At 71.2% G+C, this 12,911-nt stretch carries 9 protein-coding genes; 6 read left to right on the plus strand and 3 right to left on the minus strand.

Annotated features, from left to right (window positions below; all coding sequences use genetic code 11):
- Positions 1-16: 16 nt before the first annotated feature.
- Complete coding sequence (locus AB0B61_RS45760; RefSeq protein ID WP_358446615.1) at positions 17-1,861, minus strand: hypothetical protein; 1,845 nt, start codon at positions 1,859-1,861, stop codon at positions 17-19.
- 103 nt (positions 1,862-1,964) lie between these two features.
- Between AB0B61_RS45760 and AB0B61_RS45765 the strand changes: the two genes are divergently transcribed.
- From AB0B61_RS45765 to AB0B61_RS45785, 5 genes are all read left to right on the plus strand, one after another.
- On the plus strand, positions 1,965-3,533 hold the full coding sequence (locus tag AB0B61_RS45765) for a hypothetical protein (RefSeq protein WP_358446618.1): 1,569 nt from the start codon (positions 1,965-1,967) through the stop codon (positions 3,531-3,533).
- Between the two features lie 110 nt (positions 3,534-3,643).
- Positions 3,644-3,778: a hypothetical protein gene (locus AB0B61_RS45770; RefSeq protein WP_263655675.1), complete on the plus strand. Its 135-nt coding sequence runs from the start codon at positions 3,644-3,646 to the stop codon at positions 3,776-3,778.
- A gap of 11 nt (positions 3,779-3,789) precedes the next feature.
- Complete coding sequence (locus AB0B61_RS45775) at positions 3,790-4,593, plus strand: glycosyltransferase (RefSeq protein ID WP_358446621.1); 804 nt, start codon at positions 3,790-3,792, stop codon at positions 4,591-4,593.
- Positions 4,590-5,693 carry a glycosyltransferase family 4 protein gene (locus tag AB0B61_RS45780; RefSeq protein ID WP_358446624.1) on the plus strand — a complete coding sequence of 368 codons (1,104 nt, stop codon included), beginning with the start codon at positions 4,590-4,592 and terminating at the stop codon, positions 5,691-5,693. The genes AB0B61_RS45775 and AB0B61_RS45780 overlap by 4 nt, the downstream gene beginning before the upstream one ends.
- Positions 5,690-9,745 carry an alpha-(1->3)-arabinofuranosyltransferase family protein gene (locus AB0B61_RS45785; protein WP_358446627.1) on the plus strand — a complete coding sequence of 1,352 codons (4,056 nt, stop codon included), beginning with the start codon at positions 5,690-5,692 and terminating at the stop codon, positions 9,743-9,745. Before AB0B61_RS45780 ends, AB0B61_RS45785 begins: the two co-directional genes overlap by 4 nt.
- On the opposite strand, the gene AB0B61_RS45790 is transcribed toward AB0B61_RS45785, so the two are convergent.
- Complete coding sequence (locus AB0B61_RS45790) at positions 9,663-10,901, minus strand: acyltransferase (protein WP_358446629.1); 1,239 nt, start codon at positions 10,899-10,901, stop codon at positions 9,663-9,665. The genes AB0B61_RS45785 and AB0B61_RS45790 overlap by 83 nt on opposite strands.
- Positions 10,898-11,617: a class I SAM-dependent methyltransferase gene (locus AB0B61_RS45795; protein WP_358446631.1), complete on the minus strand. Its 720-nt coding sequence runs from the start codon at positions 11,615-11,617 to the stop codon at positions 10,898-10,900. Before AB0B61_RS45795 ends, AB0B61_RS45790 begins: the two co-directional genes overlap by 4 nt.
- A gap of 275 nt (positions 11,618-11,892) precedes the next feature.
- On the opposite strand from AB0B61_RS45795, the gene AB0B61_RS45800 reads away from it, so the two are divergent.
- Complete coding sequence (locus AB0B61_RS45800) at positions 11,893-12,810, plus strand: DUF3068 domain-containing protein (RefSeq protein ID WP_358446633.1); 918 nt, start codon at positions 11,893-11,895, stop codon at positions 12,808-12,810.
- Positions 12,811-12,911 lie beyond the last annotated feature (101 nt).

Consider the following 12,911-nt stretch of genomic DNA (forward strand, 5'->3'; position numbering starts at 1 on the left):
CCCCCGGGGAAGGGGCTCAGGGGGTGACCGGCTGGAGCGGGCTGGGAGTCCCGTCGGCCCACGGTCTCGGGATGCCGATCTTGATCTCGCCGAGGCAGGCGTCCGGTCCGTCCGCCGTACGGATGACGAGCTCGCTCCCGCCGCCCTTGACCGCGGCGAACGTCCAGCCGAACCCCTTCTCCGCGACCACCTCGTCCCGCCCGGTGCCGAGCCGTACCGACAGTCGGGTGGCGGCCGGGTTGAGGTAGCCGACCTGGACCGTCCACTCGCCCTCGGGCAGCCGCGCCGGCAGCCGGAAGCGGACCTCGCGCGCGCCGACCGGCTCGCAGCCGGCGGGCTGGGGGATCGTCAGCCCGTCGATGCTCACCGGGCGCAGGCGGCCCTGCGGGTCGAAGGTCAGCGGGTTGCGTACCGGACCGCTGAGGCGCTTGGTCCAGGTCACCGGGTGCGGCGCGATCGGGCCGAGCACCTTCGAGGCCAGCGCGTAGTCGTAGAAGAAGATCGGGTAGACGACCTTGGCGGGCACGTGCGTGTCCAGCACGACCGCGTGGTCCGGGGCGCGCTTGAGCGCCAGCCTGCCGGTCTCGACGTAGCTCTTGACGTCCGCGCCGAACGGCAGGCGGGCGTACGCCGCGACCGACCAGACCGAGCCGATCGCGATCGCGGCGGCCAGCGGGAGCCAGGCGAACCTGAGGCGCGGCCAGGCACGCAGCCAGGGGCGTTCCTCACCGGCGAGCGGGATGAACGCCAGGCCGATGGCGATCGCCACGACCGTGGCCGTGGACGACACGTAGCGCAGCTCGGCCCCGCTCAGGTCCGGCCCGAGCTGCTGGATCCGGCCGATCATGACGGGCACCACGTCGGCCAGCGCGAAGTAGGCGAGCAGCACCAGCCACGCCAGCCAGGCCCGCCGCCGGAAGAGCACCGAGACCGCCAGCACGACCACCGCGACGCCGAGCCCGGCCCAGACCAGCGCGGGCGGGGTCCCCGCCATCGCGTAGTCCTCGCCGATCGGGCGCCACTGCCAGGGGCCGCCCAGCGACGTCGGCACCAGTGAGCTGGACAGCAGCGTCCAGGCGAACTTCGCCGCCAGCCCCGCGTCCGGCAGGCTGGGCTGGATCGTGTCGTTGGTGAGCTGCACCGAGGTGAGAAGCTGGCGGAAGAAGACGGCCGCGTAGCCGGCGAGCAGGCCCGCGTACAGCAGCAGGGCCGGCCACTGCCGCCGCCGGTTCCAGCCCAGCCAGCCCACGCTCAGCGCGACGGCCAGCAGCAGGATGAACGGCGCCTTGACGAAGAACGCCATCGCGAACAGCGTCCAGCCCGCCGCGGCCAGCGCGTGCCTGAAGCGGCCCGTCCTGGTGTAGAGGACGTGCGAGCACAGCGCCATCGGCAGCGCGATCTGGAACGGCAGCGTCTCGATCACCACCGCCCACCACGACAGCGAGGAGATCGTCATCGGCGTCAGCAGGTAGAACGCCAGCGGCACCAGGATGGCCGGGCGCGCCCCGAACAGCAGGCGCAGCAGCCGCAGCAGGGCCAGGCCCGCCGCGCCCAACAGGGTGATCGTCACGACGTGCGCGAGGACGTCGTTGTAGACGCCCAGGCGGCCCATCGCCCACTGGATCGCGAACGGGCCGGGGACCAGGTGGCCGTAGTCGACCCGCATGAGGTAGTCCCACGTCAGGTCGTGCTCCAGGCCGCGGGCGATGAAGGTGAAGTCGTCCTGGCGGAAGTACGTACGCCGCACGAGACCGGACTTCCACACGAGCTGTACGGCGATCATCGCCAGGGCGGTGGCCATCACGGCGTCCCCGCCGCGCAGCCAATGACGGGCCCCCACCGTCGTCTCGCTCGTCGCCACCCCGCCCCCTCCAGGCCCCCCTCAAGGCCGCCTCCAGCGGGAAGCGTAGTCATTGGGTGATTTGCGGGGAATGGCCGTTGTTCGGTTGTGATGTCATAGCGGGATGCCGCACACGACCCGCGCCGGACCGCTGTCGGCCGTGCTCGGGCTCGTCCTCGGCTGCCTCGCCCTCGGACCCGCTCTGGGCTGGGGTTTCGTCCTGGTGCAGGACATGGTCTTCGTGCCGGACCCGGTTTTCTCGCGCTTCACGTTCGGGCTGGCCGGCGGGGCGCCGCGGGTGGTGCCCAGTGACGCCGTGGTCACCGCGCTGGCCACCGTCGTCCCGGCCGAGCTGGTGCAGAAGGCGATCCTGCTGGGGATCTTCGTGCTGGGCTGCTCGGGTGCCGCGTTGCTCGTGCCCGCGGGTCTCCTCGGGGCTCGGCTGGTTGCCGGGGCGTACTACGTGTGGAACCCGTATGTGGCCGAGCGGCTGCTGATGGGGCAGTGGGCCTTGCTGCTGGGGTACGCGGGGCTGCCGTGGGTGGTGCGCGCGGTCCTCGCCCGGCGCGGACTGCTGCTCGCCGTGCTGCCCGCCGCCGTCGGCGGGTTCGCGGCCATGACCGTCACGGCCCTCACGGCGCTGCCCGTCGCGGGCCGGCGGGTCCGGGTGGGCGCGGTACTGCTGGCCGTCAGCCTGCCGTGGCTGCTGCTCGCGCTGCTGCGGCCGGGCGGGCTGAGCGGGGATCCGGTGGGCGTGGACGCGTTCGCGGCCCGGGCGGACGGGCCGTTCGGGGCGGTGGGCAGCCTGCTGGCGCTGGGCGGGATCTGGAACGCCAATGCCGTCCCGGCCGGGTACGAGACCGCCGTGGGTTCGGTGGCCCGGTTGGCGCTGGCCGTGGCGGGGATCGTGGGGTTCGTCCTGATGAAGGATCGGCCGAGGGGGCTGGGCGCGGCGGCGGCCATCGGGTTCGGGATCGCCTGCCTGGGGGTGACCGAGCCGGGGCGGGCGGTGTTCAGGTGGCTGGTCGGGGTGTGGGGCGGGTTCGCGGTGTTCAGGGATGCCCAGCAGTTCGTGGCGCCGCTGGCCCTGCTGGCCGCGGTCGGCCTGGGCGCCCTGACAAGAGAAGCCCTGACACGGGAGGCGCCGAAGGCGCTGCCAAAAGAGGCGGGGAAGGCCGGACGGTGGGCGGGCCTCATGGTGCTCGTGCCCGTGGCCGTGCTGCCGACCCTGGCCTGGGGCGGCGCGGGGGCGCTGCGGGCCGTGAGCTATCCGGAGAGCTGGAGCCAGGCCCGTGAGGTGATGCGGCGCGATCCGGAGCCGGGAGACGTGCTGGTGCTGCCCTTCGAGTCCTACCGGAGATTCCCGTGGAACGGGGACCGGGCGGTGCTCGACCCGGCCCAGCGCTACTTCGCCGTGCCGGGGCGTGAGGTGGTCGCCAACGACTCGGTACGCGTCGGTAACATGGTCGTCCAGCCTGAGGACAAGAGGGTGCGCGAGCTAGAACGCGTACTAGTAACACCCTCGCCAGACCTGGCCGCAGCGGGCTTCCGGTACATCGTGGTCGACGCGGGGACACCCGAGGAGCGGCAGCGGTTCGCGGGCTGGCTCAGCGGAGCGAGCCTGCTCGTGGACACAGATGAGCTGAAACTGTACCGAACCGGCCGCCGGTTTGTACGTTTTTTACAACACTAGGTCCGCTGATCAGCGTATTTATTAAGATTTCGTAGAGCTACTTCCGAGTAGCAAGAATTGGTTCTAAGTTTGGGACGCCCGCTCATCATCCGCTCGAGGAGGAACCCCCCGTGATCAAGATCCTCTTAGCAGCGATCATCGGTGTCGCCGTCGCCGCGCTCGTCGCGACGGTCACCACCGTGTCCTTCACCGGGGCCACCGCGACGCCCGTCAACCGCCCGCTCTACAACTACGGCGACCGGTAGTCCGAGCCGTTATGCCGCCCTCCCCCCAAGGGGACGAGAGGACGAGCCGACCACCACTGCTCGAGATCGTCGTTCCCGCCTTCAACGAGGAACTTCGACTCCCGGGGGGGCTCCTGCAGCTGTGCGCGAAGCTTGCCCGCATGCCGTTCCCGACCGCTGTCATCGTCGTCGACAACAACAGCACGGACAGCACCGCTGAGATCGTCAGGACCTGGCCGCGGGGGCCGGTTCCGGTTCGGCTCGTCGAGTGCGCGACTCCCGGCAAGGGTGCCGCCGTCCGCGCGGGGTTGCTCGACACCAGCGCTCCCTTCGTGGGGTTCTGCGACGCCGACATGGCCACCGACCTGGCCGCCATCGATGTCGCGTTCGGCCTGCTGCTCTCCGGTGAGCGCGTGGTCGTGGGCTCGCGGGCGCACGCCTTCTCCGACGTCGAGAACCGGCACAGCCGGGTGCGCGAGCTGGGCGCCGTCGGCTTCCGCGCGCTGGCCCGCGTGCTGGTACGCGGGGTGAGCGACACCCAGTGCGGCTTCAAGTTCTTCGACGGCGCGCTGGTCCGCGAGGCCGTCGACGGGCTGCGTACCTACGGCTTCGCCTTCGACGTCGAGCTGCTGGCCCGCTGCGTCGCGTTCGGCTCGACGGTGCTGGAGATCCCCGTCAACTGGCGGGACATGCCCGGCTCCCGCTTCTCCCCGGCCAGACACAGCCTCGGCATCCTGCTGGAGCTGGGCCGGATCTGGCTCCGGCTGCGCGCCGTGCCGAGCCCCGGTGTCACTCCGAGGTGGGAGCAGCCGCTCGACCCCGTCGGATCTCCGTGAACGTCGCCGTCGTCAACTGGCGTGATCCGTGGCACCCGGCCGCCGGTGGCGCCGAGACGTATGCCTGGGAGATGGCCCGCCGCTTCGCGCGGGCCGGCGACCAGGTGTGCTTCGTCACGGCGCGGGCGCCGGGCCAGCGCAGGAAGGAGACCGTCGAGGGGGTACGGCTGGCCCGCATGGGCGGGCCCTTCACCGTCTACCCCCTGGTCCTGGTCTGGCTGGTGCTCCGCCGTCGCGTGTTCGACGCGGTGCTCGACTGCCAGAACGGCATCCCGTTCTTCACGCCGCTGGTGCTGCCTCGCCGTACCAAGGTCATGTGCGTCGTCCATCACGTGCACGACCGGCAGTTCGACGTGCACCTGCCCCGGTGGCTGGCGGTGTTCGGGCGGTTCCTGGAGGGGCCCGCGTCGCGGTGGACGTACAAGGGGCGCGACAGCGTGGCCGTCTCGCCCTCGACCGTGAGCGCCATGCGCGAGCGGCTCGGCTGGGTCGGCCCCATCCACATCGTGCCCAACGGGGTGAACGTCTCCACTGACGGAGACTTCCCCCGAAGCCGGACACCGCGGCTGGTCTGCGTCGGCAGGCTGGTCGCGCACAAGCGCGTCGACCTGCTGCTCGACGCGGTGAATCAGCTCAGGAAGCAGTGGCCGGACCTCACCGTGGACGTGATCGGCAGGGGCCCGGAGGAGGCGCGGCTGCGCGCCCGGCTCCCGGAGGGCGTCACCATGCACGGCTACCTGCCCGAGGACGAGAAGGAGCGGCTGATCGCCGCCGCCTGGCTGCAGGTCAACGCCTCGCAGGGCGAGGGCTGGGGGCTGTGCGTGCTGGAGGCCGCCGCGCTCGGGGTGCCGACCGTCGCGTACGACGTGGACGGCCTCAGGGACGCGGTACGCCACGGCGAGACGGGCTGGCTGGTGCCCGAGGGCGTCGGCAGCACCGGCCTGGCCAAGGGCATCGCCGCGGCCCTCGACGAACTCAACGACACCTATCGCATGAAATGTCGGGAATGGGCGGGGAAGTTTTGCTGGGACCGGAGCGCGGAACGGCTGGCCGCGCTGGTGCACGGCCGTACGACGGGACCCGGCTGGGAGGAGCCGTGATCGACAGGGTCCGGCACAGGCTCTGGCTGGCGCTGTGCTGCCTGGGCTTCGCCGTGCTGACGTTCACCACCAAGCCGGGCAGCGTCATCTCCGACACCAAGCTCGACCTGGCGCTCAACCCGATCGGCTGGCTGGAGCGCGCCGCCCACCTGTGGGACCCGCAGCACTTCGGCCAGCTGCAGAACCAGGTGGCCGGCTACCTGTTCCCGATGGGCCCCTTCTTCGCCCTCGGCGACCTGGTCAACCTGGCGCCCTGGGTGACCCAGCGGCTCTGGATGACGGTGCTGCTGTGCGTGGCCTTCCTCGGCGTGGAGCGGCTGGGCAGGCAGCTCGGCGTCGGCACGCCGGGCACCCGGATCGTCGCCGCGCTGGCGTACGCGCTGGCGCCGCGCACGCTGTCGATCATCGGCGAGATCTCGATCGAGTGGCTGCCCGCCGCCATGCTGCCGTGGATCCTGATCCCGCTGCTCACCGCCTCGGAGACGGGCCAGCGGGCCAGGGCGGCGGTCAGGTCGGGGCTGGCCGTGGCGCTGTGCGGCGGCGTGAACGCGGTCGCGGTGCTGGCCGTGCTCATCGCCCCGGTGCTCTACATCCTGACCCGGCCCGCCCCGGTGCCCCGCTGGCGGATGCTCGGCTGGTGGACGGGCGCGGTCGCCGTGGCCACCCTGTTCTGGTGGCTGCCGCTGCTGCTCGTGGGCCGCTACGCCTTCTCCTTCCTGCCCTATACCGAGACGGCCTCGACGACCACACAGGTCACCTCGCTGACGAACGTGCTGCGCGGCGCCTCCGACTGGGTGCGCTACCTGACCGTCGGCGGCGTCACCGACCAGCCGGCCGGCTACGCGATCGCCACCTCCGCCGTGCTGGTCGCGATCACCGGCCTGCTGGCCGCGCTCGGCCTGGCCGGGCTGGCCCGGCGCGACCTGCCCGCGAAGGGCTTCCTGCTCGTGCTGTTCGTCGTGGGCGTGGCCGCGCTGGTCGCCGGGCACGTGAGCGCGCTGGAGCCGGTGGTCGCCGAGCCGGTCCGCTGGCTGCTGGACGGGCCGCTCGCGCCGCTGCGCAACCTGCGGAAGTTCGATCCGCTCGTACGGCTGCCGCTCGCCTTCGGCCTGGCGCACCTGCTGGCCGGGGCCCGGCTGCGGCTGCGCTCGGTGGCCCTGGTGGCCTTGGCCGGACTCGTGCTCCCCGTCTTCAACCAGGGACTGAGCGCTCCCGGCGACTTCAAGGAGGTGCCGCTCTACTGGAAGCAGGCGGCCGCCTGGGTGAACGAGAACGCCGGAGACGACGGCGTGCTGGTCGTGCCCGGCGCCAAGTTCGGCGAATACCTCTGGGGCCGGCCGATGGACGATCCCATGCAGCCGCTGTTCGCCGCCCGCTGGACCACCCGGCAGGTCGCGGCGGCCGGCTCGGTGGGCCTGACCCGGCTGCTGGACGTCATCGACCAGCGGCTCACGGCCGGCTACGGCTCGGCGGGGCTGACCGACGTGCTGCGCAGGATGGGCGTGCGCTACCTGGTCGTCAGGAACGACCTGATGCGGGCGAACCTCCAGGGCGCCTGGCCGTCCAGGGTCTACGAGGCGCTGCGCGAGTCGCCGGGCATCACGAAGGTGCGCTCGTTCGGCGGGGAGGTCGGCGACACCGTCACGGACGACGTGATCGAGTCGGTGGACTGGCCGTTCCCCGCGCTGGAGATCTACGAGGTGTCGGGCAGCTCCGACCTGCTCAGCGTGCAGTCGGCGGGCGACGCCGTACAGGTGCGCGGCGGCCCGGACTCGCTGCTCGCGATGGGCGATCTCGGGCTGCTCGGCGACGGTCCCGTGCTGGTGAACGACGACGCGGGCAAGCGCGAGGCGCCGGTCGTGGCCAGCGACGCGCTGCGGCTACGCGAGCGGCAGTTCGGTGAGATCCGGTCGAACTGGACGCCCACGCTGACGGCCGACAGACGCGACGACTTCTCCGGGGTCAAGACGCTCGACCTGCTCGAGAACGGCTGGTTGCGCGACACCGCCACCGCCGAGTACGACGGCATCTCCAGCATCACCGCCTCCTCCTCGGTGGCCGACGCCGAGGCGGTGCCCGGCCTCAGCGCCACGGGGCGCAGCCCGTGGGCCGCCATGGACGGCGACTACGAGACCGGCTGGGAGAGCGGCGGCTGGCACCGGCCCCAGGGCGAGTGGCTGCGCGTGGACCTGCCCAACCCGCGGGTGATCCCCCGCTTCCAGGCGACGTTCACCAACAACGTGCTGCTCGGGCAGTCGGTCAGGCGCGTGGCCGTGGAGAGCGAGGGCGGCCGGATCGAGCAGGACGTCCAACAGACCAACAGCCCGCAGTGGCTGCGCGTCCCGCCCGGCGCGACCAGCTGGCTGCGCGTCAAGATCCTGGCCACGTACAACCGGAACTGGAGCTTCGTGCAGCGGGTGGGCATCACCGAGCTCACGATCCCCGGCATCCTGCCGGGCCGGACGATCCGGCTGCCCGGCGAGGGCGGCGACGCCTTCGTCATGGACCGGGGGCTCGACTCCCGCCCCTGGTGCATGCGGAACCAGAGCCGCTGGATCTGCAACCCGCTGCTGGCCAGACCGGGCGAAGAAGGCGCCGGATTCGACCGGACTTTTACCGTTAAGGAGGGGCGGAAGGTCGCGGTACGCGGTTCCGCCGTCCTGCGTGACGCCAAGCTCGTCGACCGCTTCACCCGGCTGGGCGGGGACCTGACCACGGTGACCGGCTCGTCGCAGGCGACCAAGGACACGGTGGCCGCGCCGAGATCGGCTTTCGACGCCGACGCGGCCACCACCTGGCTCCCGGCCGCCGACGACCCCGAGCCCACGCTCACGCTCGGCTGGCGGGCCAAGCGCGTCCTGTCGCGGATCCAGATCGCCCGGCCCGGCGGTGACAAGCAGCCGCTCGACGTGGCCGTGACCGGTGACAAGGGCGCCGTCCGCAGCGGCCGGGTGGACGCCAACGGCTACCTGACGTTCAAGCCCCTCACCACGACCCGGCTCAAGCTGCGCTTCTATCCCGCCTCCAAGCGGCTGCAGGTCACCGAGCTGGTGATCCCCGGCGTCGCGGCGGCCGGCAGGCCGGAGGGCGTGCCGTTCCGGCTGCCCTGCGGGCAGGGGCCGCAGCTGCAGGTCAACGGCGCGAGCGTGGCGACCAAGGTGAGCGGCACCTTCGCCGACCTGCTCGAACAGCGGCCGGTGAAGTTCACCGGCTGTTCCAAGGCCGCGCTGGCGGCCGGCGACAACCGGGTCAGGGCGGCCGGCTGGGACCCGTTCGCGGTGGAGAACCTGGTGATCGGCGCGCTCCCCGCCGGGCCGCCGGCCGTGGAGGGCGCGGCCGTCCCGGCTACGTGGTCGTCGTCGGTGCGCGAGGCGCGGGTGACGGCGCCGAAGGACGCCTTCCTCGTCGTCAACGAGAACTTCAACGCGGGCTGGCGCGCCGAGCTCGACGGCAAGGCGCTGCGGCCGGTCCGGATCGACGGCTGGAAGCAGGCCTGGGAGCTGCCCGCCGGCACGGCGGGGACCGTGCGCATGGAGTACCTGCCCGACCGGCCCTACTGGCTCGCGCTCGCCGTGGGGCTGGCCGGGATCGCCCTGCTCACGCTGCTCGCCCTGGCGCTGCGCGGGCCGCGTCCCGAACACGTCATGGCGACCGCGAGCGCCGCCGAGTCGCGGCTGTCGCGTTGGCGGGTGCCGTACGTGATCGTGCTGGGGCTGGCGTTCGGCGGCTGGGTGGCGGACTGGCCCGGCATGCTCGCGGTCCTGGCCGCCGTCGTGGCGGTGCTGCTGCTGCGCGTACGGCGGGCGGTGGCCGTGCACTGGGTGGCCGGTTGGCTGTTCGGCGGGGCCACGGCGGCGCTGGCGGCGGCCATGGCGCTGCGCGACTACGGGGTGGACGTCGGGCTGCTGATGGACCAGGTGCCTCAGCTCATCGCCTGCGCGGCCATGGGCGTGCTCTTCGGGCAGCTGGTCACGGAGCCGGAACCGCCGGCGGCTGAGCCGGAGCCGGCGGTGGCGGCGGAACAGGAGCTGGCCGGCGCCCGGCCAGCCTGAGCGCGCTCTCCTCGACCAGGTGGTAGCTGGTGGCGCTGATCAGGAGCGAGGCGATGAAGGTCAGGATCGCGACCTTGACGAAGTCACCGGTGAACGGCTGGTCGCCGGTGATCTTGTAGTACAGGGTGATCACCGGGGCGTGCCACAGGAAGAAGCTGTAGGAGATGCGGCCCAGGTACGCCATGACCGGGTTGCCCAGCACGCGGTGCCTCAGTGAGTCGTGCCTGGAGGCGAGCGCGAACGGCGCGACCACCAGGACGGCCACCGACGTCTCCAGGATCATCCGCCAGAGCGACTGCGACAGCGTGGGCAGGGTGAGCGTGCGCGGCCCGGCCAGCTCGGTGCTCAGCACCGCGTACAGCAGCAGCGCCAGCACCAGCAGCTGCGGCGCGAGCGCGTCCACGACCTGGCTCTGCTTGATCCACACCGACAGGACGGCCATGGTCATGCCGGCGGCGAAGTAGATCAGGTGATGCGGCAGCCAGAGCGCCAGCTGCGGCTGGTCGAAGACGTGCGAGACGACCACGCTGGCCAGCGAGACCACCGGCAGCACCGCGATGCCCGCGAGCAGCCGCACCGGCCGGTTGCCGCCGCGCGCCCAGGCGTGCAGGGCCCAGACGTTCAGGACCCAGGCGAGCACCGGCAGCAGCAGGTAGAACGCCATCTCGATCGGCATCGTCCACATCTGGTAGAGGCCGTCGGGGGCGCGGTTCTGCTCGGTGTAGTTCTGCAGCAGGAACAGCCACTTCACCCAGCCGGTCCAGTCGAGCGAGCTCCACGCCCACAGGGCCAGCGCCGTGACCAGCCAGTAGGCGGGCATGACACGGACCAGGCGGCGCCACAGGTAGCGTCCCGTCCTGGGGCCCGGCGTGTCCTCGATGACCGCGCGGGCCCACGGGCGGTAGAGCAGCAGGCCCGACAGCAGGAAGAAGATCGGCACGGCGATGCCCAGTCGGGTGGTCATCCAGGCGAACATGCCCTCGCGGTACATGATGCCGGTGTTGCCGCCGACGTGCAGCACCCAGACGCCGAGCGCGGCCAGGGCGCGGATGCCGTCGAGTGCGGCGTCCCTGCCCGCCAGCGGGTCCTTCACGGGCGCTTCCGGCGGGCTCGTGGGGGCGTGCGGAGGGCTTGCGGGCGTCTGCGAGGCACTCATGGGCGCTTCCTGAGCACGAGGACCAGATTCCACGTGGCGAACTCCCTGACGATCGGCACCTTCAGCATCGGCCGCCACCACCAGGGCAGGTAGCGGGGCAGCACGTCGACCAGATCGGCGTCCGTACGGGTCCGCGCCCAGCGCAGCCCGTCGGCCACCGAGACCGGATAGAGGCTCTGGCCGTAACGATTTTTGGGCGGCTTCCCGTTTTTTTCCTCATATTTCCGGGCGGCCCGGTCGCCCCCCAGGTAGTGCCAGGGCGAGGTCTCGTGGCCGCCCCAGGGGGAGAGCCAGTTCGTGTACGCGAGGAAGATCAGGCCGCCGGGCCGGGTGACGCGGGTCATCTCGGCCGCCATCCGCCACGGGTCTGGAACGTGTTCCAGGACGTTGGACGAGAAGCAGACGTCGAAGGAGGCGTCGGCCAGCGGCAGGTCGAGCGCGCTGCCGAGCACCCCGCCGCTGGGCGCGCCCTGTCCGGCCAGCTCGCCGGCGTCGACGTCCACGCACAGGCACCGTGCGCCGTCACGCCTGAAGGCGTCGGCGAAGTATCCAGGACCGCCTCCCACGTCGAGCACCGTCTTGCCGCTCAACGCGACGTAATGCCGCAGCTGCGCGGCGGTGTCGGCGGCGAGCGTGGTGTAGTAGTCGCTCGGCGTGGTCTGCTCGGACCTGAACGCGCGGAAGAGGCGGATGGATCTGGCCAGATCGGCGCGCATACTCGCGGCTCCCGGATGCTTGACGGGCTCCCACAATAGAACGAAGCTCTGGCGGAGGCGATACCGCTGCGGGACAGTCGCGATAACATCCCGCTTGGACCGGCCTCATCGTAGAACCTGTTCCGATTCGTTATGCGGATGTAGCTGCAGCGATCTGTGATCGAATGCTACTTTCCAGTAGCGATCATGTCGCGGGTTGATCACGCCCGCGATCTGTTGTCCGGGGGGACAAGTAACGGGCCTTCGTATCCCTCGACCGCCAGGAGGATCCCAGAATGCGACGCACACCTGTACTCATTCTCGTCGCCGTCGGCGCGTTCCTGGTCGTCCTGGCGGGGATGGTCCGCTTCTGGGCGGCGGACAAGATCATCGCAGCCCCGGCGGCCCAGTACAGCGTCACCAAGCTGCAGGCCCCGGGAGCCCAATACTTCTCCATCGCCGACGGCAAGGTGCTGACCGCGGACCTCAGCATGCTCGTCACCACCCGCGGCGACGTCAAAGAGGCCACGGACAACCGGGTGGTCTGGGACGAGTTCACCGTGGTGGACGACGTCACCAACAGCAAGCCGCAGATCAGCCTCTCGGAGCGGCGCAGCGCCTTCGACCGGCGCACCGGCGTGGGCGTCAACTGCTGCGGGGTCAGCGTCAACAAGGAGCCGGTGAAGCTGGAGGGGCAGATCTACCTGTTCCCGTTCGGCGTGGAGAAGAAGACGTACAAGGTCTTCAACCAGACGGCCAAGAAGGCGTTCGACACGACCTTCGTCGGTGAGGACACCGTCAACGGGCTGCCGGTGTACAAGTTCCAGCAGGTCGTCCCGTCCACGAAGGTCGCCACGCTGACCGCCCCCGGCTCGCTCTTCGGCGTGACCCAGTCGGGCGACATCCAGCTCGACCGCTGGTACGAGGGCACCGACACCTACTGGGTCGAGCCCAACAGCGGCGCCCCGGTCAAGGAGGAAGTGCGCCGCAACGAGACGCTCAAGACCCAGGACGGCGTCGAGCGCGCCAAGGCCCTGGTCGCCACGGCCTCGTTCACCCCGCAGACCATCACCGAGATGGTGCGCACGGCCAGTGACGCCAAGAACCAGATCACGCTCCTGAAGACCACGATCCCGATCGTCCTGCTCGTGCTCGGCCTGCTCGCGCTGGCCGTCGCGGTCCTCCTCGGCCGCCGTCGCCGCGAAGGCGAGTAACTCGTACGGCTGGCACAGGGCGCCCGTGACTCGTTCCGGGCGCCCTGTCCGTTTGTGTGGTTATTTGTCCGACCGACGAAAAGTTCTAGTACTAGAACACG

The organism is Nonomuraea sp. NPDC049158 (assembly GCF_040648335.1).
Taxonomy (GTDB): domain Bacteria; phylum Actinomycetota; class Actinomycetes; order Streptosporangiales; family Streptosporangiaceae; genus Nonomuraea.

Bases quoted from the DNA above. Each gene is read 5' to 3' on its own strand.
- AB0B61_RS45795 (WP_358446631.1), bottom strand. From the start codon at position 11,617: ATGCGCGCCGATCTGGCCAGATCCATCCGCCTCTTCCGCGCGTTCAGG.
- AB0B61_RS45775 (WP_358446621.1), top strand. From the start codon at position 3,790: ATGCCGCCCTCCCCCCAAGGGGACGAGAGGACGAGCCGACCACCACTG.
- AB0B61_RS45765 (WP_358446618.1), top strand. From the start codon at position 1,965: ATGCCGCACACGACCCGCGCCGGACCGCTGTCGGCCGTGCTCGGGCTC.
- AB0B61_RS45790 (WP_358446629.1), bottom strand. From the start codon at position 10,901: ATGAGTGCCTCGCAGACGCCCGCAAGCCCTCCGCACGCCCCCACGAGC.
- AB0B61_RS45800 (WP_358446633.1), top strand. From the start codon at position 11,893: ATGCGACGCACACCTGTACTCATTCTCGTCGCCGTCGGCGCGTTCCTG.